Genomic DNA, 23,968 nt, shown 5'->3' with positions numbered 1-23,968 from the left:
CCCCTGTTCTTTTTCCAACCAAAAGATCATAAGATGTTAGTTGAAGCATTCTTCGCGAGGCGGGTGAACCTGATGTCCGATCGGAACGATGATGGATCCAAGTATTTCGAGAAAATGCTCAATATGATCGATGTAGGCGTTCATCTTATCGATAACAAAGGCATAACCGTTTTTTATAACGATAAAATGGCTGAAACCGACGGCTTTCACCGGGAGCAAGTATTAGGGAAAAATGTGTTCGACCTCTTCCCTTCCCTGACCAATGAAACGAGCACGTTCGTTAAGGTACTGCAGACCGGCAAAGAAATTCGCGAAAAAATACAGACCTATGTCAATGTCGAGGGGAAACGAATCACCACGATTAACAGCACTTACCCGCTTCTGGAAGACGGCGAAATCATCGGTGCCCTGGAAGTGGCAAAGGACATCACAAGCATCGTTCATCTCCACGACCAAATCCTGGACCTCAGGCATCAAATCTACGAATCCCCCGCAAAAGATAAAAAAAATGCAAGCTCCGCTCCTTATCATTTCAGTGATTTGATCGGAAAGAGCGAGCTGTTTCTAAATGCCGTCTCCTTCGCCAAAAAGGCCTCACGCACAAGCTCCCCCGTGTTGATATGCGGGCCTACCGGCACCGGCAAGGAATTGTTCGCTCAGAGCATACACAATGCCGGCGCCCGCAGGAACCGTCCGTTTATTGCGCAAAATTGCGCGGCCGTCCCCAACGAGCTAATGGAAGGAATCATGTTCGGCACCGCGCGAGGAGCGTTTACCGGCGCGATTGACCGTGCCGGCTTATTCGAGCAGGCCAACGGAGGAACTCTTTTTTTGGATGAGCTGAACAGCTTGGATTTATTATTGCAGGCCAAGCTGCTGCGTGTGCTTCAAGACGGCATGGTTCGCCGGATCGGGGGGACCCAGGAACAGCAAGTGGACGTTCGGATCCTGACGGCCATGAATATCGACCCGAAAGAAGCGCTCGAAAAGGGATTGTTGCGCAACGATTTATACTACCGACTCAGTGTGGTTAATCTTTATCTTCCTCCGCTTGCGCAAAGAAAAGAAGATATCCCCCTCCTCACGCAGCATTTCATCGAAAAATTCAATGCGATGTTCGGCATGAAGATCACGGTCATCGCCCCCGCCGCCATGAATCGGCTGATAGACTATCACTGGCCCGGCAACATCCGGGAATTAAGCCATGCCATCGAATCCACTTACAATATGATGGAGCTGGAATGTGAAACCATAGAAGAGCATCACCTTCCCGCTTCGCTCATGGAGAATAAAATGAAAGCTGCGGCTCCCGTTCTCTTGTCCCGTCCTTGGAGCGATAAAACCGCGAATGATTCAGCCGGGAGATTGACCGATAGAGTGAAGCAAATAGAGAAGGAAGCCATCGCGGAGGCGCTGAAGCAGCATCAATATAACATTACCCTCACGGCACAGGCCTTGGGCATCAAGCGCCAGGCTTTGCAATATAAGCTGAATCGGTACGGCATCGCAAAAAAACCGTAAAATGAAAGCTCGGCAGAAAGAAGGTGCTCCAAGTACAGGGAAAGAGACTTCAGCTGCTCTAACCGTTTGCAAAAAGACCTCACCCGCCGCCAGAACGTCCTTCGCCATTCGAGCTGCTTCATGATAAGTTGTTAAAATAACAAATGGATTGACAATAAGCGACAATTAGATATATTATACACTTCAGAATATATTGTATTTTGTTAAGCGATTACATCTCTCATGATAGTAATCGTTTACTTTGAACAAAAAATCAAAACCTAGTTTTATAATATAAAACATATTATGATTTATCCTGTACTATCCATATAAAACATAGTTTTATATTATAAAACGTTTGTGTGATCCCCTTTCGCTTATTAATTGAGAGGAGAATTCAGGGAGAAAACAGTTGATTTGAGAATTGTAACTCAAAAATTTCAAAACGCAATTTTATATTATAGAACAAATTGAGAATTTAAACGTAATCGGGATGGTATTTTGGAATCGGGATCGCCAGTCTAATCAACTATTTTAATCCGGAACCCATCATATTGGGCGGCTCTTCTTCGAGAAAGCGCTTCCATTATAGGAGCCGCTTCTCTGATTATGCAATATCTGTTCGATCGTCCGAGCAAATTATGCTCTAACGATATAAAACTAAAACTTCGAAAGGGGTAATGAGGCAGTGAAGATAAAGTCTAAAGGTTTGGCAGCGTTAGTAATATCTCTTTCCATGTTCGGCGCCGGTTGCAGCAGCAGTGGAAACCAAGTAGCCGGTACGAAAACGATGGACAGTAAAACAACTCCTTCTGCAGGCGGTCAGCAAACAATCTCTTGGGTTTCGCATCCGCAATACGGAATGAAGTCGCCGGATCCCAAACGTTTGGAATATGTAAAAAATGCGGTTTCAAATTTTGAGAAGAATCATCCGAATTTCAAGCTGGACAACAGCCAATTATCTTCAACTAATTCGAATGAGTCGATGGCCAACCTGATGCAGCAGGTGACGCAGGGCAGAGCGCCGGATATCAGTATGATCGACAGCTTTATGTTCCCGCAATTTATGAAAAATTTGCAGCCGCTTGACGACTATTTGGCTAAGGCCGGGATCAAAGCCGATGATTTCTTCCCGTTTGTGCAAAAGGTTGTCAAAGGACCGGACGGCAAAATTTACGGCTTGTGGTTTAACACGGATACACGTGTCCTGTTCTATCGGAAAGACTTGATACCCCAGCCGCCTAAAACATGGGATGAGGTTTTGACGATCGGACAGCAGCTTAAGGCGAAAGGAATGGATCCGTTTATTTTCCCTGGCGGCCGCGGCGAAGGAGCTACGATTACTTCGATTCTACCGTTCTTTTGGGGACAAGGCGGAAAGTTGGTTGACGATCAAGGCAACGCAACCTTCGCCAGTGGAGACAACAAACAGAAAATGTTAAATTTTCTCACGTTCGTCAATAAGCTGGTGCAAACCGGCGTTACACCGCAGCGCGTAGCGAACTACAAGATCGAGAACGACCAAAACAACGAGTTTCCTAGCGGAAAAATTGCCATGTTCCTGGGCGGAAGCTGGCAGGGTCAAGTGCTGCACGATCTTCTCGGGGACCAGGAGTTTGACAAATGGGCCGTAGCACCGATCCCGCAAATGAGTGCAGACCAGAATGCGACTGCCGCAGGCGGATGGGTATATGGCGTATTTACCAAAGATCCGGCAAAAGCCCAGGCCGCAGTTGATTTCCTGGTTGACGCGTTTGTGGGAGACAAAGGAATGGGTCAGTGGTGCGACATCGGAGGATGGCTGCCTACCCGTAAATCTTTGTACGGTTCTCCTGATTGGAAAGGCACGAAATTCAACGACGATTTCAAGCTTCAGCTGGACAAATATGCGCAAACCCGTCCTTCTGCTCCAGTGTATAGCAAAATATCCGAACAAATGCAAATCGCGCTTTCAAGTGTAATTTCCGGAAGCAAATCGCCGGAAGATGCGTTAAAGGATGCACAGGATGCGGTCAGCAAACAATAAGGGGGTAACAATGTATGGCAAATATCCCTCCACCTAACTTAGCGGCATACAACGTGGCGGCTAAAAAATCTAAATCCAAGATACTGGCGAATTCGCCGGTACCTTGGATACTTCCTTTAGGGATCGTACTGGTGCTGGTTTTTGCTTATCCTATATTTGAAGTGATCCGGTTAAGCTTCACCAATGCCAGTCTAATGGATAACGGCTACAGTTATACGCTCAAATCATATAGTAATTTGTTTACAACGCCGGGTTTCGGGAAGATGCTTTGGATTACGGCGCTGTTTGTTTTCTTTAGTGTTACTTTTCAGATGATTTTCGGTTTTTTCATTGCTATATTGATAGATCAGGGCACCAAGAGAAAACTGTTCGGAACGGTAATCGCACGGACTGCGGTGCTGACGGCCTGGGCTATCCCGGGTGTGATCATCGGGGTCATATGGAAGCTTCTCTATAACGAGTCAAAAGCCGGTATTTTAAACAATTTACTCACAGTCATGGGCTTTAAGGCCATTCCCTTTTTATCCTCTCCTAGCATTGCTTTAATTTCGGTTATCTTTTCCAATGTGTGGAGAGGTACCGCTTTCAGTATGATTCTCATTTACGCGGCGTTGCAGACTTTCCCTAACGATGTGCTGGAGGCGGCTAAAATCGACGGGACCAACGTTTGGCAAAGGCTGTTTCGTGTCGTCGTTCCTATCATTTCGCCGATTTTGCTTATTAATTTAATTTTAATTTCCGTGCAAACCTTCAATACATTCGACATGGTGATGGCGCTGACCGGCGGAGGACCGGGGCAAAGCACCGACGTGATTGCTTTAAATATTTACAACACGATTTTTACGGGCTCCAATTTGGGCCAAGGCGCGGCGAATGCTGTGGTGCTGCTGTGCCTGAATGCGATCATGACCATCGTTTATTTCTGGTTTATGGGTAGACAGGAGGGAAATAGATGAGCAGGGTATGGAAGGAACGTTGGATTAATTTCGGGTTGTATATAAGTTATGTGCTCATTACCCTGTTTTTTATGTTCCCGATTTTTTGGATCATTTCCATGTCGTTTAAGACGGTTCCGGAGTTGTTTGCCATCCCGCCAAAATTGCTACCTTCGAAATTTATGACGTTAAATTATTCATTTGTTCTGGAAAACACAGACATTCTGCAGAGCTTGAAAAATTCCGCGCAAATCGTAATATTGACCTGTATTTTCACTCTGCTTATCGCCATACCGGCCGCCTATGGATTGTCCCGTTTTAAATTTCGCTTGAAACAGGCGTCGCTAATGTCCATTCTAGTATGCCAGATGATTTCTCCGGTTGTGATCGGGGTTCCCTTATATAGATTGTTCGTTCAACTGGGGCTTTTCAACAATTACGTTTGTTTGATTGCCGTATACGTAGCGGTGGAACTGCCGTTTATAACCTGGTTTCTAAAAGGGTACCTGGATGCGATCCCGGAAGATTTGGACGAGGCCGCCATAGTCGACGGATGTACCAAGCTGCAAATATTGAGCAAAATCATTTTTCCGGTCATCATCCCCGGCATTGCTTCCGCTTCGATTCTCGTGTTGGTGCAAAGCTGGTCGCAATTTGTCATACCGCTTATTTTGCTGGATAAAAGCGAGCTGTTCCCCGTATCCGTCGCCCTCGTTCACTTGATGGCAACAACGGAGGGCAGCAGTACGATTACCATTCATTTCTTGGCGGCTGCCAGCGTTCTTGCGATCATCCCGGTTATGGTAGTGTTCATTGTCTTACAAAGATTCATCGTGGGCGCATTAACCGCCGGGGCTGTAAAAGGTTGATCGTAAATCATTAGGAAGACATCATCGGCAGATGACAAAAGGGGATGGATTTGGATTGGGAACAAACGTCGAGCATTGGAGGAGGCAGCAGTATAGATACAGCAAAAGGAATAGCGGGTTCTTGATTCCTCCAAGAGTTGGCATGCGTTTTGCATCTTAATAAGGTGCAAAGCATCATGACTGGGGGTGCAATGATGGAACGACGCAACTGGAAGCAGATTGAGCTTTGGAAAGACGTAACGGAGGAGCAGTGGAACGACTGGCTTTGGCAGCTGACGCATACCATTCGGACCCTGGAGGATCTGAAGAAAGTAGTGAATTTAACCCCTGAGGAAGCGGAAGGCGTTCGCATCTCGACGCAGACGATCCCGCTAAATATTACGCCCTACTACGCATCCCTGATGAATCCGGATGACCCCCGCTGCCCGATCCGCATGCAGTCCGTTCCCGTTTCCGCCGAATTGCAGAAAACGAAATACGATCTGGAGGATCCCTTGTACGAGGACGAGGATTCTCCTACGCCCGGCTTAACTCACCGTTACCCTGACCGGGTGCTGTTCCTCGTGACCAATCAATGCTCGATGTACTGCCGATACTGCACGCGCCGCCGCTTCTCCGGCCAGGTGGGCATGGGGGTTCCGAAAAAACAATTGGACGATGCGATCGCCTATATTCGAAATACGCCGGAGGTGCGTGACGTTCTGCTTTCCGGCGGGGACGGATTATTAATCAACGACAACATTTTGGAATATATACTGAAAAATTTGCGGGCGATTCCCCATGTCGAGATCATTCGCATCGGCACAAGGGCCCCGGTCGTTTTCCCGCAGCGGATTACGGAGCATTTGTGCGGCATCATCAAAAAATATCATCCGGTTTGGCTGAATACCCATTTCAATCATCCTTTGGAAATAACGGACGAAGCGAAGAAGGCCTGCGACATGCTGGCTGGCGCCGGCCTTCCCTTGGGCAACCAGTCCGTCATTCTGGCCGGCATCAACGACAGCACCTATATCATGAAGAAGCTGATGCATGAGCTTGTGAAAATGCGCGTGCGCCCTTACTATATTTACCAATGCGACTTATCCGAAGGGATCGGCCATTTCCGGGCCCCCGTATCCAAAGGGCTGGAAATTATCGAGTCGCTCCGCGGCCACACCTCGGGATATGCGGTACCGACCTTTGTCGTCGACGCTCCCGGCGGGGGCGGAAAAATTGCGCTTCAGCCCAACTATTTGATCTCGCAAAGCCAGGATAAAGTCATTTTGCGTAACTACGAAGGCGTTATCGTCGGTTACCCCGAACCGAAAAACTACGTACCGGGCCGCGCGGATGAATATTTCAATGAAATCTACGGTATCGAAAAACAGCAGGAAAGCACCGGCATTATAGCACTCATGAAAGATGAAAAATTTAATCTGGTGCCGGAAAATTTGCGCCGGATCGGCAGAAGAAAATTGTATCAGGAAACGCCGGAGCATGCGTCGCTCAAGGACCGCCGGCAAAAGAGGGATGAAATGAAAGAAAAATTGATGAAAGCGCAGCAGAAAGAAGGCGCTCCAAGTACTGGGAAAGAGACTTAAGCCGCAACACCGTTTGCAAAAAGACCTCACCCGCCGCCGGATCGTCCCTCCATCGCGTGGGTAAGGTCTTTTTCTCATGCGCCGCGGCTTTTCGCCGGCACCGAATGCTTCTTATTCGTGTTTACTTTTCAAGGTGATAGGGTACTGTGGTGATGATGACATCTTTATGCCTGAATAACCACGCACGCAGAAGCAAAGCGTTTTGATTGTGCAATATATTATGCCACCATTTTTTAGGGATAAACTGCGGTACTACGATATGAATATGGTCGGGTTTCCCGCCTTCCCATTTTTCCATGGCGTTAATAAAACGTGTGATCGGTTCAAGAATGGATCGGTATGAACTTCTTAGTACCACCAATCTGCATGGCTCCCCCCATTCTTCCCACTTGTGTTCCATTCTCTCGATCGACTCGTCATCGAAGCCTACATATACGGCTATAACCTCCGAGCCCAAGCTTTTCGCAAAAGAGACCGTGTTATTTACTACGCGATGAATACCTGAAACGAGCACAATGGAAACGATATGATGCTGCTCGGGTCGTGTCACTTTCGGATCAATCCGCAGTGAATTTGCAACCTCAACATAATGTTTCTTTATTAGGCAAGAGAATAATACGATTAGCGGCAGAACAATAAGAACAACCCATGCCCCGCTTGTAAACTTGGTGACCGCAAAAATGACAGCCACTACGGCGGAAATGACGGTACCAATGAGATTAATTGCGAATTTCGCCTGCCAACTCTTGTCCTTCACCCTCTTCCAACGTCGCAACAGTCCAAATTGCGCGACTGTAAAGGAAAGAAAGACCCCAATGGCGTAAAGCGGTATCAGGGCATTGGTATGGGCTCTAAATGCAATGATGAGAATAGAAGCGAGTCCGGCCAAAGATAAAATGCCATTGGAATAACCTAAACGGTCTCCACGGTTTGTTAATGCGCGAGGCAAATAACCGTCAGCGGCAACGATAGCCGACAATTGAGGAAAGCCGGTGAAGGTGGAGTTCGCCGCCAAAATCAGCACGATAAAGGTGGACCAAATGATCAGCTGATAAACAAGGCCATGCCCAAAATAGCCTTCAGCCAATTGGGATAACATGGTGTTTTGCGGATCCGGTGCAACGCCTTTAACATAAAGATGATAAGCAAACCCCGATAACGTAACAGCGGTAAGAATACCAAGGGCAATATAAGTTTTTATTGCACTCCGTTGTTTAGGCTCCCGAAAAATAGGAACTGCGTTAGAAATCGTCTCAATTCCCGTTAATGCCGAGCATGCAGAGCTGAACGCTTTTAAAATTAATAAAGTCGTTAGCCCTTGGGGAAAGGTTCCGAAAGGAGGTGTCGTGTTTTGAACAAAACCATCATGGAATTCGTTTGTGAATCCCGTGATGATAATAAAAAGCATACATGCCATAAAGAAAAAGGTTGGATAGGCAAACACGACCGCCGATTCCGCTACCCCGCGCAAATTGATCACGACTAGCAAGAAAACGCATAAAATCGCTAATAAAGTCTCATAAGGCGCTACGACAGGATAAGCGGACGAGACCGCCTCGACCGCCGCTGAAACCGAAACCGCCACCGTTAATATATAATCTACAAGTAATGCGCTCGAGGCGACCAAAGAAGGGTACGGAGATTTGAAGTTATCCTTAGCAATAGCATAAGCTCCGCCGCCGTTAGGGTACGCAATCACGCCCATGATGTAAGATAAGATCAGTATGGCAAGCAAGAAGACGGTTGAAAAAGTAATCGGCAGGATAAGCCACTTCGCCGATTCACCCAGACTTAATAGTTCTGTAATGCCTGCCTCAGGTCCGTATGCAACCGATGAATACAAGTCTGCAGATAGGATGGGAAGGGCCAGAATCCAGAATAACTTAGTATGCTGCGCGTTCAATTCTTTGTTACGCATCGGTCTGCCGATAAATATTCTTTTAAAGCTGGAGAAATTTGAAAAGGCGTACCACATTGCAAAAAGGGCAAGTAAAATGAAAATAACCTCAAGCATTTTAAACGTATGATAATGCATGAACCAGACTTCCTCCCGAATGTAATTAATCCCGGTTGTAAGAAACGAAACATAAATTGTTTTAATAACGAACTTATGTTTGCCTTCACACAAAAAATAACCGCGAGAAGAAGTTGACTCTTCTCGCGGCTTTTTTACACAGCAATACCATGTTTTTTGCACACGACAATAGTCGCCTCTCTTTGAACGCTTTCGAGGTTAGCTGTCGGATTCGGGCGTAAGAGTCGCCCTACCTGAGCATACAAAAATATGCTTTAGGATTCACCCCATGAGCAATAACACATGCCCGATTGGTTCCCCCGATCCCGGTAACAATGGGATTCAGCGATAAAGACGTTTGAATTGTTATTTGATGATGCTGGTTAATCATACCCCTAATGAAATAGATTGTAAAACTTAACGATGTGATAAAAACTGACAAAACCATCCTCGTTATAGATGAATTTCCTGATTAATTCGCTTACATTACCTTCAAGCTAATTATTTCTTTTATTTTCTTCAAAAATAATGATGTTATTAAAATTTCATATAATTAAGCCTCAGACACGAAAGACAATCATCATTATTGCAGCGAGTATGGCAATCAGACTGCTTGTGTTAAATGCAACGGCAGGTCCGAATGCTTGCCACATGTAGCCCGCAATAATACTTGCCGGGAGTGCAGCTAATCCCGTCAACGCATTATATGTACCTAAAGCAGTACCACGCTGCCCCTCCGGTACTAGATCTGCAATATACGCCTTTTGAATTCCTTCCGTAAAAGCGTAGTAAAGCCCATATAAAACAAACAGGATCCAGATCCAAGCTGCGTTCTTTGCCATTCCAAAGCCAAAATAGATAAGCGCAAAGATAATGAATCCGGAAATCAGCACCGGCCGGCGACCGATTCGGTCTGACAACATTCCGATCGGCATCGAAAAAACACTGGTGCTCAAATTAAATGCAAAGTAAGCGAGTGGTATTAAAGCGGGCAGCATCCCTGCATCTTGTGCACGTAAAGCCAGAAATGCATCGGAGAAATTGCCGATCATGAAAAGGGTTGAGATCAAGGTAAACCATATAAAACGGCGATTTAAATTTCGAAATCCAATCTTCGGAAGCGAAGCGGTTTTTCCAATGTTGCTTTGCTTCTTTTCTTTTAAGAATAAAACAATAAGAGCAACAGCAATGAGCCCCGGTATAATCGAAAGCCAAAAAACGAGCTGATAATTATTCGTGAATACGGCTAGAACAGCAAAGGCAGCTAAGGGTCCGATTGCCGCCCCTAGTGCATCCATCGCGCGGCGGAAGCCAAACGCCTTGCCGCGTTCCTCTTTGGTTGTCGAATCGGCGACAAGCGCGTCACGCGGGGACGTTCGAATTCCTTTTCCGAATCGGTCGGAAAACCGAATCATCAGAACCTGACCCCAGGTAGCGCTTAAAGCAAATAACGGTTTTGTCAAATTCGACAACCCGTATCCTATCAGCATCTGAAGCTTATGCTTGCCTACGCGATCGGTAATCCAGCCTGAGAACAATTTCAAAATACTCGCGGTGCTCTCGGCGATCCCTTCAATAATTCCGATGTTTTGCACCTGCACATGTAATACGGAGGTGAGATACAGCGGCAAAATCGGTACGATCATGTTACTGGAGAGATCGGTAAAAAAACTGACCAATCCCAGCACGACAATGACCCGATTCATCGCAAAAAGCTTCCTACTTCTTCCTTCAGCCGCTGGGTCCACATGATCACCTCGTTTTCATTTTCTTATATACCATATCCCGATTGCAGCAACAATCAAAATAACGATCACAAACAAGAGATATTTATGGATCGTTTCCGTAACGACGAGCCAATGCTCACCTATATAGGTACCTAAGGTTATAAAAGTCACTGTCCAAATCATGGCCCCTGGTGCGGCATAGAGAAAAAAGGTACGGTAGGGCCATTTGCTGATCCCCGCAAAATAAGCAGATAAGTGACGAACGCCAGGTATAAAATAACCTATCGTAACCGCAAACTTCCCGAAACGCTCGAACCAATGCTGAACATGATCCAGTTTCTCTTTTGTGATATGAATTTTACTGCCGTACTTCTCGAGCAAGGGGTAACCAAATGTATGTCCAATAAAATAACTGACGGACATGCCGGCAAAGCTGCCTACCGCCGATACGAGTACCGCCGGGAGGTAGTGAAGCTTACCTTTTGAAATTAAGAACCCTGCGAATGTCATTAAGGTCTCGTCCGGTACAGGCAAGCCTATGATGCCAAGCACCAAAGCACCGAAAATGCCGATATAGCCAAAGTGGGCAATCATATACAAAAGCTTATCCTGCATCAGCGTTGATCCCCTTTTCTACGTTTTCTTTAAACGCTTCGTTTTTATTTTTTCGAATATCCATAAAGTCATCATTCCAATGGTGAAAATGAATATCCCCATGAAAAGTATGGCCCCAAGGAGGGGGACGTTCATAAATGAAATCAATACGACGGATCCCGCTAATGAGACGATCCAGTTAGGTCGACCGATCATCCCTTTCATTCTTTCCCCTACCAGTAAGCTTACCGCGGCTAAACCATAAATAAACGATGCCGCGGCTAAAACCAGCAATAATATGGCAATTGGAATCCCGATAATGGTAACAATGAGCAAAACGGTGAGCGCAAAGATGATGAGAATACTGAAAAAACCAATGTACATTAAATGCCCTGGAGCCTGCCGCGCGCGATCAACAAAGGGATTGATATGATGCTTGCTTAGAAAAACAATTAAAACCGGCAGGATGATAAGCCCGATGGTCATTGCAAGCTGCAATAACCAGGTTCCAGCAACTAACCCCCCGCCAACCAGCAAGCTATTTTTTGTCGCATTATCAAAAGAAAATCTAATGATTTCACCTGTGATCACTGCACCCGGTTCCTGCCGCACGTTTCCGCCAATCACTACTACAAAACCGTTTATCTTTGCAGAGGCTTTCAAATTCACGTTTCCGTTAACAACAATCACCGCATCATTCACCGTGCCCCAGATGGTTGCATCCCCGCCGACCACTACAACATCGTCGACCGCCTGATTTTGCGGCACGAAAGTATCTTGATGCTCGTATATTCCTTTTGCCATGGCATGGGTAGGAGTGAGAAACAGGAGGGTGCACAGCATGAAAGCAATGAAAATAATGCTTTTGTTTTTCACAAAAAACTAGCCTCCTTAAATGGACTTCGTTTTAAACAAATGATTTAACGAAATACTCGAAACCACAATAAGAAGAATCGAAAAGCCGATCAATCCGGCAATTGTATATGGGTTTGAGCCTAAGATGCTTCCTAATGCAATAACCAAGTAATATAAGACTCTAAAACCAACGGAAACAAATTTGAACAGCAGCGATCCTGCCGCAACCAATGCAATTGTAATGAAGCACAAAACGGTCAACAGCGGAACCAAGAGCCAATTGCGCTGTTTAGAAGCATCAACACCAACTGCGTTTATAACCTGATCCTCCAACCCTTCCTGCGCCTGGATCGAATGAAAAGCCGTAACGACTTGGTTTTGAATATCCATCAGTTCGTTTAGCATCGCCGTGCAATGCGGGCAGCTTTCCAAATGGTCTTCTACTTGTTGACGTTCATCTTCCGTTAATTCGTGATCCATATAAGCCGAAAGCAAGTCCTCTATATGGTTTTGCATTAGTAGTCCTCCCTCTCCCGATTCATTTCTTTACGAAGCGTCAACCGGGCTGCATTAATGCGTGATTTCACAGTGCCAAACGGAATGTGGAGCATCCCTGCGATTTCGTCATATGAATATCCTTCAACATCTCTTAGGAGAACGGCTTCCCTGTGTTCGGGACTTAGTTTATTCATTGCTTCTTTAATGGTCATACGGAGATCCGTTTGCTCGATGTTGCTATTCGCTATTTGCGTTTGAATGAAATCGTCCGAAATCATGCTTTCTTTCTTTCTTTTCTGAATTCGGTCATAGCATAAATTGGAGACAATGCGCATTAACCAAGATGAAAATGCGTATATGTTATCCAGCTTGGGAAGTGAGTAAAACGCTTTAATAAACGCATCCTGGGATACGTCTTCCGCATCCATACGGTTTGCAAGCATTCCATAAGCGTAACGAAAAACGCTATCTTTATATCGTTTTATAAGCAAGGCAAACGATTCTTTGTCACCGGTCTTTGCCTTGCTTATGAGATTAAAAAGTTCTTGATCCACGCATAATCTTCCCCCCACAGCACGCTAATGAACAGAAAAGTTCATCTTGTTATTCCGGATAAAGCGAAATATCTCGAGCAATACAATATTTAAACTTAGCCAAACTCCGCCAAAAACATATCCGGCAACGACATCGCTCGGATATTGAATGTCAAAATAAATACGGCTGATACCGACTAATAATGAAACAACGATTAGAATGATGCCGGCACCCGTTTGAATCCAAGCGATTCTAACATGCCGAGCAATAAGAAACGATACAAAACCGATGACAATGACCGTAATTAGCGTCTGTTCACTTGGAAATGACTCGAGAAGGTTAGTAGGTCCAGCCCGATGAAAAAATCGCCGCAGCCCCTCATCCCAAAGTTCCCCTACAATGATTACAAACAATAAGAATCCTGCTTCAAGCATACGGTCCTTTCGTGTTAGCAAAATCCAGATTAGGGTTAGGACAGCAATCGCAAGGAGCAGCTGTAACGATGCCAAATAGGAAAAACCATTCATCCACGCTGCCCAGCTTTCATCAAATACGGCGTGGACAATATAAGATGCGACTGTGTCAAAATCGGCAAATTCGTTTGACAAAAAATCTTGAACCAAGCCTGCCATTAAAATAAAAAGCGCAAGAAACGCTCCAAATGATATGAGAAGTAATAACCTAATCCTGCCAAGAGTATGAAATGTTTTGATACCTTTGTTTAGGCTCATTACCGCCTTATCATAGAGCTGCTTTCTGTATTTTTTGTATAAATAAACCAAAACAAAGATCGCCGCCGCTATAATTCCGGCAATAAGCAAGTATTTTGTAATCGTATGGTGAAACTGCTCCCATTTGGGACCCAGGATTTTTCCGAGCGATATAAACGTCCCGGTCCATAGAATGGCTCCACTATAAGAATAAATCATAAAGGTTCGAAATGGCATGCGAGTAATTCCCGAAAAATAACCGGTAAAATGACGAATACCCGGGATGTAATATGCAATGATCAAGAGCTTGTTTCCGTACCGTTCAAACCATTGAGAAGTTTTCTTAAGCTTATCCGGTCCTAAATGGACCTTGGAACCATGCTTTTCAAAAAAAGGTATACCTAATTTATATCCAATCCAATAGGAAATCGTCATACCGACTGAAGCGCCCAAACCTGCCGTCATGATGCTTAAGACCCAATTTAGATGTCCTTGGAAAACCATTAATCCCGTATAGGTCATAAAAACTTCTCCAGGGAACGGAAGGGCGAGCAGTTCAAGCATCATGATTATACCTAACACATAATACCCATACTGATCCATTAAATGTTGGATGAAGTGTACCATATGAACCTCCATAAAAGCATTTGATTATATAAAAAGACTTATTATTTATTATAAAAGTTCAGATCATACATTGTTAGTTTCTTCTTTCCGAAAATAAAAATACCCCCTGAGCATCGAACTCAAGGGGTATTAAGATTACGCCATATTATTTTTCATTTGGATTTGAGAACGTAATTTGGTGTTTTTCCTTGCCAACCATTCGTAAAACGTCGGGATCACAAGGAAGCTGTTCAAGGTCGATGTGATCATCCCGCCAATCACGACGATGCCCAGCGTTTGTGAAATAACGGTATCTGCACTATGCGTAAAGGCAAGAGGCAGAAGCGTTAAAATGGTCGTGCCTGCGGTCATAAAGATCGGTCTTACCCTGGATAGACTGCCTTGCATAATGGCCTCTTTAAACTCCATACCGGCCAAGCGATTCCGTTCAATTTTATCGATCAGCACAATGCCGTTTGTGACGACAATACCGGTAAGCATCAGAACCCCAATAAGCGCAGCCAAGTTCCATTCGCCCCCAAAGAGCAGTAGAGAAAGCACCACGCCGCTCAATGCAAGCGGAATGCTTAACAGTACCGCCAGCGGCGCTCTCCAGCCTTTAAAGATGCTGCTTGTAATGATCACGACAAGCAAGATGGAGAAAGCAACCGCAATGGACATGTCGATAATCATTTGATTGACCTGCTCGGAAATACCGCCTATGGAATATGTGACTCCGCTCGGCAGGGAGATGCCGTTAAGCTTCTTATCCACATCACTGGATACTTTAGAAATGTCGTTCGAAGTAATTTGAACCGTAACCGTAGCAAACGGCATCCCATCGCGTTCCTGGATGGACGATGGAGCCTCGTTAGGTGCAATCGTCGCCAATTGATCTATCCGCACCTTTTGTCCATCCTTGCCGTTTACCGTTTCTGCTGCAAGCTGTGAAAGAACGTCGGCAGGCGTGGCATTTTCCTTGGATACTTGATTGACGTACATGTCGGCCGGAATCGCTTTATGGTCCACCTGGATGTTAAAATCTTTCCCTCCAGTCATGTAACGACTAATGATTTTCGTGACATCTTCTGCCTTTACTCCAGCCTGTTCCATTTTATTTCGATCAAGCGTAATGGAATACTTCGGCGTGCCATTGGTTAAATCGGTCGCCCCCTGAACACTAAGACCCGGAACTTCGACCAATTTGCTTCTAACGAGCTGCGCCGCGCTATCCAGCGTTTTTTGATCCGCACCGGCGAGCATGATTTTCATCTGTTTATCATCACCGGATATATTTTGATTGGTAACCGTGTAAACTACTTTTTCGATAGTCCCGGCAATGTTTTTTGAAGATCTGCAATGACTTGATCCAAATTATTTTTATCTTTTACCGCAACGGACATATTTGCAATATTAGGCTGCTGAATATACCCGCCGCCTGTATCGAAGACGTCGTCGGCTTGGGGCGTCATATTGGAACCGAAATTCGCTGAATAAGAAACAATATTGGGGTTTGCCTTCAATACGTTTTCGACCTTTTGCACTTCCCCATCGACTTGAGGAATGGAACTGCCTTTCGGCAATTCAATTTGAATGGCTATTTCACCTGATTTTGCAGAAGGCAGCAAATTCATCGGCAGCGTACTTGCGAACACGGCCGCCCCGATGAAAATAATCAACGATACCGAAGCAATCCACTTTTTATGACTAAACGCAAACCGGAGTACGGGCTTCATCATAGGTTCAAGCGTCACAGCTTTGCTTGTGTCACTTCGCCAGCCCATAAAAGCAAACGCGGGAACAACGAGCATTGCGACAAAAAAAGATACAATGAGCGCAATAACAACAGACCACGCAAATCCCGAGAACGATGCGCTGATAATCCCGCCAACCATGGCAATCGGCACATAAACAGCGATGGTCGTTGCAGTCGAGGCAAAGATAGCCGGTACCATTTCATGAACAGCAGACGCTAACGCATGTAAGGTGGATTGATCCTTGCTCTCCTGATATTTTCGGTACATGTTGTCGAGAATGACAATGGAATCATCTACAATTCTGCCCATGGCTACAATAAGACCCGATACGGTCAAAATGTTAAGCGTAATGCCCATGGATTTGAGAAGGGCCGTTGTCGCAAGAAGCGATATCGGCAGCGATACGGCGATAAGCAGTGTCGAACGAACATTACGGAAAAAGAAGAACACGCACAGCATGGAGAATACGCAGCCCAGGAGTCCTTCGCGGACAAGTCCCAACAAGGAAGCATTTAATTCCTGTTCGCGGTCGAGCATTACGGTTAACGAAACATCTCCATTTTTAATTGGCGCAATCTGCTGAATGCGATCTTTCACATGCTGACCAACATCGGTAATATTCGCAGACGGTGTTTTTAACACATCCAATAGGATGCTTGCCTTTCCGTTTGTACGCGATACCGTTTTAACGTCGGTCAGCGAGTGAGATAAATCGGCAACCTTAGAAAGCGGGATACTAATGCCTTGCTTATTTTTAATTGGAATATTATTCAACTCTTGGTCGGTTAAGTTCCAACCATTTACCGTTAATGGAAAGGAATCTTTATTGTTAGACACTTTGCCCGTTGTCCAATTCGGCAGCGCGGCGGCAAGCGATTGGTTTAGATCATCCATCGTCAAGCCGTTATTCAATAAATCCGGCATTCTGACGTTCAATACATATCCGTTGTTGGCTGAGCCCGTGACACGTACATCCGCCACACCGGGAACGGATTTCAATTGCTTGGCGATATCCGCTTCGACCGTAGACCGCAGTGCAGTATCATTAATATTGGGATTATTGGAAGTTAAACTGTAGCTCAAAATCGGAAACGAGCTAGTTGTCACACGTGTTACTACAGGTGCACCTACATCAGACGGCAGATTGATGCCTGCGAGGTCTTGCTTGATTTCGCTCTCGGCTTGTTTCATGTCAAAATCCATTGGAAAATACAAATTCATTAAGAGTCCGCCGTCATAAGAATTCGTCTCCACATTCATTAAACCGTCAGATGATCTAATCGCATCTTCAAGTTTAGGAGTTACATTTTGTTTGACTTGATCTGCCTGGTATGATGCTGCACGAACCGAAACAAGCAGTGTCGTATTATTAATCCCCGGCAGGTAATCGCGCTTCATTTGGAAGGCTGCCGTTCCTCCCCAAGCCAGAATAAGGAGCATACATACACCTACGAGAATCGCCCTCTGTATGGATGCTTCAATGATTTTTTTCATTTATTTATGTCTCCCCTGGGTCGTGCCGGTGTTAACCTTCTGTTTTTGAAAAATCGCGTCTCCAAATTCTTTGTTCGATTTTTTCATAAAAATCAATGCCCATATTCCAACACTTCTGAGCTATAAACCAGCGGTTAAACGCTTGATGAACAGCTAAAGCAGCAATCATACCAAGCAAAGCCCCGGCTATAACATCAAGCGGATAATGTACTCCTGTCCAAATTCTAGAAATTCCGATCATAGCCGCTAAAATAAACCATACGCCCCCATCTCTTTTTCGATATAAATAAATGGCCGTTGCGATGACAAAAGCTCCTAACGCGTGATCACTCGGAAATGAAGCATTGGCCGGATGCTGGATTAATTGATTCACCGCATGGTGAACAAACGGCCGATCCCTGTAAAAGAAATAGGAGATTGCGCCTCCCGCGCCTAACGCCAAGCAAGCCGAAATTAGTGCTTCCGCGACCATTTGTCTGTTTTGTTTAACTCGGGTAAACCAATAAACAATAATCCCCAAATAAAACAGATACTTCGCATCCTCTGATAAAAACCGCATTAAAGGATTAAGTAAGGGAATTTTCACCGCCAAATGATTGATATATTGAAATACTTGAAAATCAATGCCGGACAAATCCATACATTCAACCTTCTTTCAGCTTGTAAATTTAAGATAAATGAAAAGACCGCCCAAGGGTCGAAAAAGTTCAGATTTATTTGTTGAAATTTAAACTTAATATTTATCAAGTATCCTTTTTATTGACATCTTAGATCAAAATTGCTACATTCTCATCATTACTCCCCCCCGGGGGGAGGGGAGGTGTGTCATGAGTTCTCACAAATTACCGGAAGTTATAGATCGGTTGGCCAAAATTGAGGGACATGTGCGAGGGATAAAAAAAATGGCTGAAGATGGGCGAAGCTGCGAGGAATTGCTGTTGCAGGTAAGTGCCATTAAAGCAGCAATCAACAAGGTTGGACGGGTTATTTTAGAAGATTATTTAGAGGATTGTGTGATTGATGGGATTCGGCAGCAGAATGACGCGGAAACCGTTGAACGCATGAAAAAGGCGTTAGAAAAATTCATTTAAGGGGTTAGGCAAAAAAATGAGCGGTAATCATCATCACCACCATCACGGGCACGACCATGGACATGATCACGACCATTATGACGTTTTTCATAGCCATGCTCCCGCAAATAAGTTGAAAATAGCTTTCTTCCTTACGCTTTTCATTTTTGTGGTCCAGCTAACCGGCGGAATCATTTCACACAGTTTGTCTCTGCTCTCGGATGCAGGGCATGTTTTAACGGACATTATAGCAATCGGTCTTTCCTGGTTTGCGATAAATCAAGCGAAGAAAAAGCCGGATGAAAAGAGAACCTTTGGTTATCATCGGGCAGGAATTTTAGCGGCATTATTTAATGCTTCGTTTCTCATCTTAATAGCTTTTATCATTGCCTTCGAGGCCTATTGGCGTATTCGCAACCCCATTCCGGTAACAAGCACTTGGATGTTTATCGGGGCTGCCGTAGGGCTCGTGATCAATAGCTATTTAACACTTGGATTGAGTAAGAATGACAATATCAACGTCAGAGCGGCTGTACTTCATATGCTGGGGGATGCCGTTGCATCCGCTGGGGTCATTGTCGGCGGTATAATTATTTACTTTACCGATTGGTACATCATTGACCCGATTTTAAGCGTGCTGATTGCATTTATCATTGCTTTTGGCGCTTGGGGCATCTTAAAACAAACCATAAGCATTTTGATGGAGGGTGTACCGCACGGAATCGACATGGAAAAGGTAATTACAACACTGCGCTCCATTGACGGCGTTCAGGACATCCATGACCTCCACGTGTGGAGTCTGACAAGCGGAAAAAATGCGCTTTCCTGCCACATTGTGATGAATGGGGTACATACGATTCAGGAGTGTCAAAGTGCTTTGCGTACCATTGAACACAAGCTGTTTCATTTAGAGATTGAGCATGTTACCATCCAAATCGAAGACGAACAGCATCCGCATGAAAATTCGATTTACTGCCGGGAACTGGAGAAAGACCATGACCATCATCATCATGGCCACCATCATCACTAAAACCTTAAAACGAAAACAACAAAGAGCCCCGAACCTGGATTCGGGGCTTAAACCTATTCACTTAACTTTCAGTTACGGGAAAATTGGAGTTGATCGAACGACAATTAATAAGCCTACGGCTTTACCTCTCATCAAAAGGCCAGCAATCTGTTATTGTATTTTTTCCATATATTTAACTTCTATCGAAGGAGCCGTGGTCTGGTCTATGCTTATAAATTCGCCCCAAACTATAATCCTATCCCCCTCATTAGCATTAATTTTATCATAAAATAGTCTCACAGGATCAATCCATCCCTTATCTTGATCGAAAGTAATATCCAAAAAGGCCGAGGATCCATTATGTCCGTCTTTGATCTGTCTAATTCTCCCTTGCAATTTTACTTTTGTTCCCATAAGAGCTTCCGAATTTTTTAATAACTGAGCATAGGTGATCGATTTACTGTCTGCTTTATATCGGTCCTTTTCCTGTTGTTTTTGTTGTTCCAGGTATGCCTTTTCAGTCGAATCGATTTTTAAACTAAGCTCATTGGCCTCCTGTAAACCCGAGTTCATGCTTAGTGCTTGTTTCAGATCTGCTCGTGCTCCATTAAAATCATTCTTCTCAAGTTTGGCTTTTGCACTAGTTAATAAATTTGCAGCCTCCGCTTGGTTTTTCTCTTTAAGCGCCTCTTTTTCTTTTAAGTCTACTTGTGCTGAAAGGTCAAGTGCCTCTTGGAATTTGGGTTCTATTTGAAGTGCTTCCTTCAAGTCCGCTTTGGCACCTGGAACATCATTATTGGCCAACTTAGCTTGGGCGGAAGAAACATATTGCTTCACCTTTACATTGCCATTTTCTCTTATCTTCTGTTGGGCCTCATAGTCATTTGAATCCGATGCGGAACCGATTTTTGGAGACTCCGCAGGAGAAGATATGACGGAATAAAAAAGAAGACAGAGGGACATGAAAAAACCAAATATACTTGTACCTCTGCCTTGCAATCGTAATGAACGGATTCCGCCTTTGATTATACCAATAAAGAATATAATCAATAGTGCAATAGATACATACACTAACAATAAAAACATAAAATATCTCCTTTGAAGAGGTCTAGCTTTGGTTCAGGTTTTTAATGTTACTTCTTTATCTTAGTTTTTCATTTCCTTCGCTATTTCAGCATACAACGCTTCATACATGATATATCCCGTTTCTAGCGCTTTTTCATCACTTGCACTTATACTCCTGATTCCGCGACAGATTAGATCCATTCCAGGAGCTGCCGGTTCAACCAATACTTCTTGTACGGTATCCGCCTCGTCTACGATTCGAGCTAGTCGCATTAAGACGGGATCTTTTATTTCAAATTCTTTAATCATCGTATGAAAGGTGCAATGGCCTCTTCGGTGAGTATAGCGCACCCCCGGGATATCAAATGGCTCCGCATCTTCCGGTAGTTTATCTCCAGACGGAACAAACAAAAATTCCGCTTCATGATCCACAAACCGTTTAATTAACCAAGCGCAAGCCATACGATCCACTCCGACGTTTTCCCAGGTCACCCATTTCATTCGCTATCTCCTCCTCGTGCTCCTAGCAGCTTAATTCTTACGATTTTCCCTAGATCGGATTGGAAGTAGTCTTGCAGTCTAACCTGCTGGTATCTTTTGGAGAGCAACGTTAAATCAGCATCCTCTTGTTCCAACTCCGAAAGAATTTCCTCATACAAGGGTTCCACTTGGGACAAAAACTGTTGAATAACGGCTTCTTCCTGCCAGGATAAAGCCAATTTGGATTCCCATAACGTGGCTTCGCCCTTCAGTTCTTTAATTTCCGCCGCCAGCCATTGAAACTGTTCCAGCGTATGAGTATTCGAAGGCAATACCCATACAGCATCATGATGTAAGATTGCTCCTAATTTTTTCAATTTACGCCAAACGTATACGCGGTTTGAAGTAGGTTTAGTAGGGACTTTATAGACGAACAGGAGCCAAGCATGCATATAATCACCCTTTCAATCACGGTAACCGGACATTGCTATATCATTAGCTTTCCTGTCAAATTCTACTTTATAAGCGGGTATACGACAAGCCCAACGATAGCCGCGCCAAGAACGATAATCGGTTCCGATATCTTTTTACTTCTCCAAAGAAGCAATAAAGTGACGAGTGCAAAAAGTAATGTCGGAATATCAACAATGGAGCGTTTTCCAAGGACAATAACGGATCCTGCAATTGCTCCTGTGGCAGCTGCCGTGACCCCCGTTACAAAATTGGCAATCCCGGGTTTTTTTCCATATTTTTTAAAAAAAGGAGCCGGAATGATGGTAAACAAATAAGCCGGAAGAAAGGTAGCAACCGCAGCGATGCTAGCTCCGGAAAAACCCGCGGCCAAATATCCAATAAATCCTGTGGTGATAACGACAGGTCCTGGCGTAATCATGGCTACCGCTACCGCATCGAGAAATTGGTTATCCGTCAGCCAATGATGTTCCTTGACCACGCCGGTAAAAAGGAAAGGAACAATGGCAAGTCCGCTGCCGAATACAAACGCCCCGGCTTTAGTAAAAAACGTAAATAAGCTCCAAAGTATATTGGAATCAGCTGTAGTTACTCCCGATGCAATTTGACCGAGAGGTTCTGTCGTTAAACCAAAAAAGGCTGAATGCTTTCCCCATTTCCATTTCGGCGGAGACTTGACCAACCAATAAAGGATACCAGCTCCTAGAAACATAAGGACATCTTCCGATTCGTTCCAGACAGTAAAAACAGTAACGAGTAAGAAAATTACCCAAAGCAGTTTATCTTTGCCAATGGTTTTATTCGTCAATTTATAGGCACTAAAAGTAATGATTCCTATGACGCTTGCTCCAACGGCATAAAACACGGATTGCATCCAAATCAGTCCGCCGAAATGGACATAGGCCCACCCCAAAGCTACCACCATAACAAAAGACGGCAATGTAAATGCCACACCTACCATAGTCGCTCCAAAAATCCCATAATGGACGAACCCTAAATAAAAGCTGAGCTGCGCGGCCAATGGTCCCGGAGCTAATTGCGCTAAGGCCAGCCCGTCTTTGTAATCCGAATCGGAAATCCATTTCCGATTCTCGACCAGGTCTTTGTACATGTATCCAACGAGGGCGACGGGACCTCCAAACCCGAACGTACCTAATTTTAAAAAGTACAATATCATTTGCCAAAGGCTATATGCTTTGGGTTCAGTTTGTACCGTTGCACGCGCATTCTCAAGCGATCTTTCTACCATGCTCTTATTCCTCCATGTATAATGTAACTATAGTTACATTATATTCGGAGATGTCATTCATTTCAATAGAAGTATAAAATTACGCTAAGTCACATTGTTTAATGTTATGTTTTCTACGATTGGGGCTGTCAAGAATAAACACTCCATCGGTTTCTCATTAAATTCTAATAATTGCGGTTTTTCCTAGGAACCACTTGTTTTGGGAACTTCTCTAGTAAATTCCTCCATCAAAATCCATGATATAGTAAGTTCAGGTGACCGGGCATGGTTAACCAACTATACTAACTAGATTCATTAGGAGGATCTCCGAAAATGTCTTACAAGAAGAAAAATCGCCTTAGTCAATCGTTAGTTGGCATAACTCTATGCCTTTCCTTATTCGGTTCGGCAAGCCTGCTGCTGCCTGCACCGTCTGTACAAGCCGCGGCGGTTAGCACCTCAAAGGCAGATCAAATCGTGAATACCGCGTTGTCATACCAGGGGAAAGTGAAATACCGCTTTGGCGTCAGAGATCCCCAGCACCTGACTTTCGATTGCTCCTCGTTCACGCAATTTGTATTCAGTAAAAACGGCATTTCAATTCCATGGGGCTCTAGCGCCCAGACTCGCGTCGGATCTCCTGTAAAGGACAAAGCCCATCTGCAGAAGGGCGATCTCGTCATGTTCAGCGTCGGTACACCGGGCAAAATCAACCACGTCGGTATTTATTTGGGTAACGGCAAATTCGTCGGCAACTCGCCGAGCCGAGGCGTTGCCATCTATGATATGAACTCGGGCTATTGGAAGAACCGTTTCATCACCGGGCGTCATCTGTAAAATTAAACGCCATCCGTTTTATTCAAGAATTTCGCGTCATCGGAAGTGCTCATTCATGATTTTCTAGCCTCTACTCAAGGTTGGATTTCATGTGCTAAAAGGACCT

The 23,968-nt window shown here is 44.7% G+C and carries 22 protein-coding genes and 1 riboswitch; of the genes, 8 read left to right on the top strand and 14 right to left on the bottom strand.

All coding sequences use genetic code 11. The features are described from left to right. Positions 1 to 72 precede the first annotated feature (72 nt). From O9H85_RS22230 to kamA, 5 genes are all read left to right on the top strand, one after another. Positions 73 to 1,521 (top strand): sigma-54 interaction domain-containing protein, encoded by a 1,449-nt coding sequence (locus tag O9H85_RS22230; protein ID WP_269883618.1) that lies wholly within the window; start codon positions 73 to 75, stop codon positions 1,519 to 1,521. Positions 1,522 to 2,188: 667 nt separating this feature from the next. Next, on the top strand, positions 2,189 to 3,526 hold the full coding sequence (locus O9H85_RS22225) for an extracellular solute-binding protein (RefSeq protein WP_269883617.1): 1,338 nt from the start codon (positions 2,189 to 2,191) through the stop codon (positions 3,524 to 3,526). A 14-nt stretch (positions 3,527 to 3,540) separates the two neighbouring features. Then, complete coding sequence (locus O9H85_RS22220) at positions 3,541 to 4,482, top strand: carbohydrate ABC transporter permease (RefSeq protein ID WP_269883616.1); 942 nt, start codon at positions 3,541 to 3,543, stop codon at positions 4,480 to 4,482. Next, complete coding sequence (locus O9H85_RS22215) at positions 4,479 to 5,330, top strand: carbohydrate ABC transporter permease (RefSeq protein WP_269883615.1); 852 nt, start codon at positions 4,479 to 4,481, stop codon at positions 5,328 to 5,330. Before O9H85_RS22220 ends, O9H85_RS22215 begins: the two co-directional genes overlap by 4 nt. Before the next feature lie 176 nt (positions 5,331 to 5,506). After that, the gene (kamA, locus tag O9H85_RS22210) at positions 5,507 to 6,913 is read left to right on the top strand and encodes a lysine 2,3-aminomutase (RefSeq protein WP_269883614.1); all 1,407 of its coding nucleotides are present in this window, start codon (positions 5,507 to 5,509) and stop codon (positions 6,911 to 6,913) included. Between the two features lie 121 nt (positions 6,914 to 7,034). On the opposite strand, the gene O9H85_RS22205 is transcribed toward kamA, so the two are convergent. From O9H85_RS22205 to O9H85_RS22160, 10 genes are all read right to left on the bottom strand, one after another. Beyond that, complete coding sequence (locus O9H85_RS22205; protein WP_269883613.1) at positions 7,035 to 8,948, bottom strand: APC family permease; 1,914 nt, start codon at positions 8,946 to 8,948, stop codon at positions 7,035 to 7,037. 171 nt (positions 8,949 to 9,119) lie between these two features. Further along, positions 9,120 to 9,285, bottom strand: a riboswitch (cyclic di-AMP (ydaO/yuaA leader). A gap of 202 nt (positions 9,286 to 9,487) precedes the next feature. Beyond that, a complete protein-coding gene (locus O9H85_RS22200; RefSeq protein WP_269883612.1) occupies positions 9,488 to 10,633 on the bottom strand; it encodes an MFS transporter in 1,146 nt (381 codons plus the stop codon). Positions 10,634 to 10,690: 57 nt separating this feature from the next. Then, complete coding sequence (locus O9H85_RS22195; protein WP_269883611.1) at positions 10,691 to 11,269, bottom strand: DedA family protein; 579 nt, start codon at positions 11,267 to 11,269, stop codon at positions 10,691 to 10,693. Positions 11,270 to 11,287: 18 nt separating this feature from the next. Then, on the bottom strand, positions 11,288 to 12,124 hold the full coding sequence (locus tag O9H85_RS22190; RefSeq protein ID WP_269883610.1) for a hypothetical protein: 837 nt from the start codon (positions 12,122 to 12,124) through the stop codon (positions 11,288 to 11,290). A 15-nt stretch (positions 12,125 to 12,139) separates the two neighbouring features. Next, a complete protein-coding gene (locus O9H85_RS22185; protein WP_269883609.1) occupies positions 12,140 to 12,619 on the bottom strand; it encodes an anti-sigma factor family protein in 480 nt (159 codons plus the stop codon). Continuing rightward, complete coding sequence (locus O9H85_RS22180) at positions 12,619 to 13,155, bottom strand: RNA polymerase sigma factor (RefSeq protein WP_269883607.1); 537 nt, start codon at positions 13,153 to 13,155, stop codon at positions 12,619 to 12,621. Before O9H85_RS22180 ends, O9H85_RS22185 begins: the two co-directional genes overlap by 1 nt. Before the next feature lie 24 nt (positions 13,156 to 13,179). Continuing rightward, entirely contained in the window at positions 13,180 to 14,472 is a 1,293-nt protein-coding gene (locus tag O9H85_RS22175) for a bifunctional DedA family/phosphatase PAP2 family protein (protein WP_269883606.1), read from the bottom strand. A 135-nt stretch (positions 14,473 to 14,607) separates the two neighbouring features. After that, positions 14,608 to 15,723 carry an efflux RND transporter permease subunit gene (locus O9H85_RS22170; RefSeq protein WP_269883605.1) on the bottom strand — a complete coding sequence of 372 codons (1,116 nt, stop codon included), beginning with the start codon at positions 15,721 to 15,723 and terminating at the stop codon, positions 14,608 to 14,610. A gap of 44 nt (positions 15,724 to 15,767) precedes the next feature. After that, on the bottom strand, positions 15,768 to 17,702 hold the full coding sequence (locus O9H85_RS22165) for an efflux RND transporter permease subunit (protein WP_269883604.1): 1,935 nt from the start codon (positions 17,700 to 17,702) through the stop codon (positions 15,768 to 15,770). Between the two features lie 31 nt (positions 17,703 to 17,733). Then, a complete protein-coding gene (locus O9H85_RS22160) occupies positions 17,734 to 18,342 on the bottom strand; it encodes an undecaprenyl-diphosphatase (protein ID WP_269883603.1) in 609 nt (202 codons plus the stop codon). A 187-nt stretch (positions 18,343 to 18,529) separates the two neighbouring features. Here O9H85_RS22160 and O9H85_RS22155 point away from each other — a divergent pair, with 187 nt between their 5' ends. Beyond that, positions 18,530 to 18,793: a metal-sensing transcriptional repressor gene (locus O9H85_RS22155; protein ID WP_269883602.1), complete on the top strand. Its 264-nt coding sequence runs from the start codon at positions 18,530 to 18,532 to the stop codon at positions 18,791 to 18,793. A gap of 16 nt (positions 18,794 to 18,809) precedes the next feature. Further along, positions 18,810 to 19,802 (top strand): cation diffusion facilitator family transporter, encoded by a 993-nt coding sequence (locus O9H85_RS22150; protein WP_269883601.1) that lies wholly within the window; start codon positions 18,810 to 18,812, stop codon positions 19,800 to 19,802. Between the two features lie 150 nt (positions 19,803 to 19,952). Here O9H85_RS22150 and O9H85_RS22145 read toward each other — a convergent pair whose 3' ends face one another. From O9H85_RS22145 to O9H85_RS22130, 4 genes are all read right to left on the bottom strand, one after another. Next, positions 19,953 to 20,867 (bottom strand): OB-fold nucleic acid binding domain-containing protein, encoded by a 915-nt coding sequence (locus O9H85_RS22145; RefSeq protein WP_269883599.1) that lies wholly within the window; start codon positions 20,865 to 20,867, stop codon positions 19,953 to 19,955. Between the two features lie 60 nt (positions 20,868 to 20,927). Continuing rightward, the gene (locus O9H85_RS22140) at positions 20,928 to 21,347 is read right to left on the bottom strand and encodes a chromate resistance protein ChrB domain-containing protein (protein WP_269883598.1); all 420 of its coding nucleotides are present in this window, start codon (positions 21,345 to 21,347) and stop codon (positions 20,928 to 20,930) included. Continuing rightward, positions 21,344 to 21,778 (bottom strand): Chromate resistance protein ChrB, encoded by a 435-nt coding sequence (locus O9H85_RS22135; protein WP_269883597.1) that lies wholly within the window; start codon positions 21,776 to 21,778, stop codon positions 21,344 to 21,346. The genes O9H85_RS22140 and O9H85_RS22135 overlap by 4 nt, the downstream gene beginning before the upstream one ends. Positions 21,779 to 21,840: 62 nt before the next feature. Beyond that, positions 21,841 to 23,046, bottom strand: a complete 1,206-nt coding sequence (locus tag O9H85_RS22130) for a chromate transporter (protein ID WP_269883596.1) — start codon at positions 23,044 to 23,046, stop codon at positions 21,841 to 21,843. Between the two features lie 312 nt (positions 23,047 to 23,358). Between O9H85_RS22130 and O9H85_RS22125 the strand changes: the two genes are divergently transcribed. Next, positions 23,359 to 23,862 carry a C40 family peptidase gene (locus O9H85_RS22125; protein WP_269883595.1) on the top strand — a complete coding sequence of 168 codons (504 nt, stop codon included), beginning with the start codon at positions 23,359 to 23,361 and terminating at the stop codon, positions 23,860 to 23,862. The last annotated feature ends 106 nt before the right edge of the window (positions 23,863 to 23,968 follow it).

The sequence above is a fragment of the Paenibacillus gyeongsangnamensis genome, assembly GCF_027533625.1.
GTDB classification, from domain to species: Bacteria; Bacillota; Bacilli; order Paenibacillales; family NBRC-103111; genus Paenibacillus_G; species Paenibacillus_G gyeongsangnamensis.
This window is presented reverse-complemented; position numbering and strand designations above follow the sequence as displayed.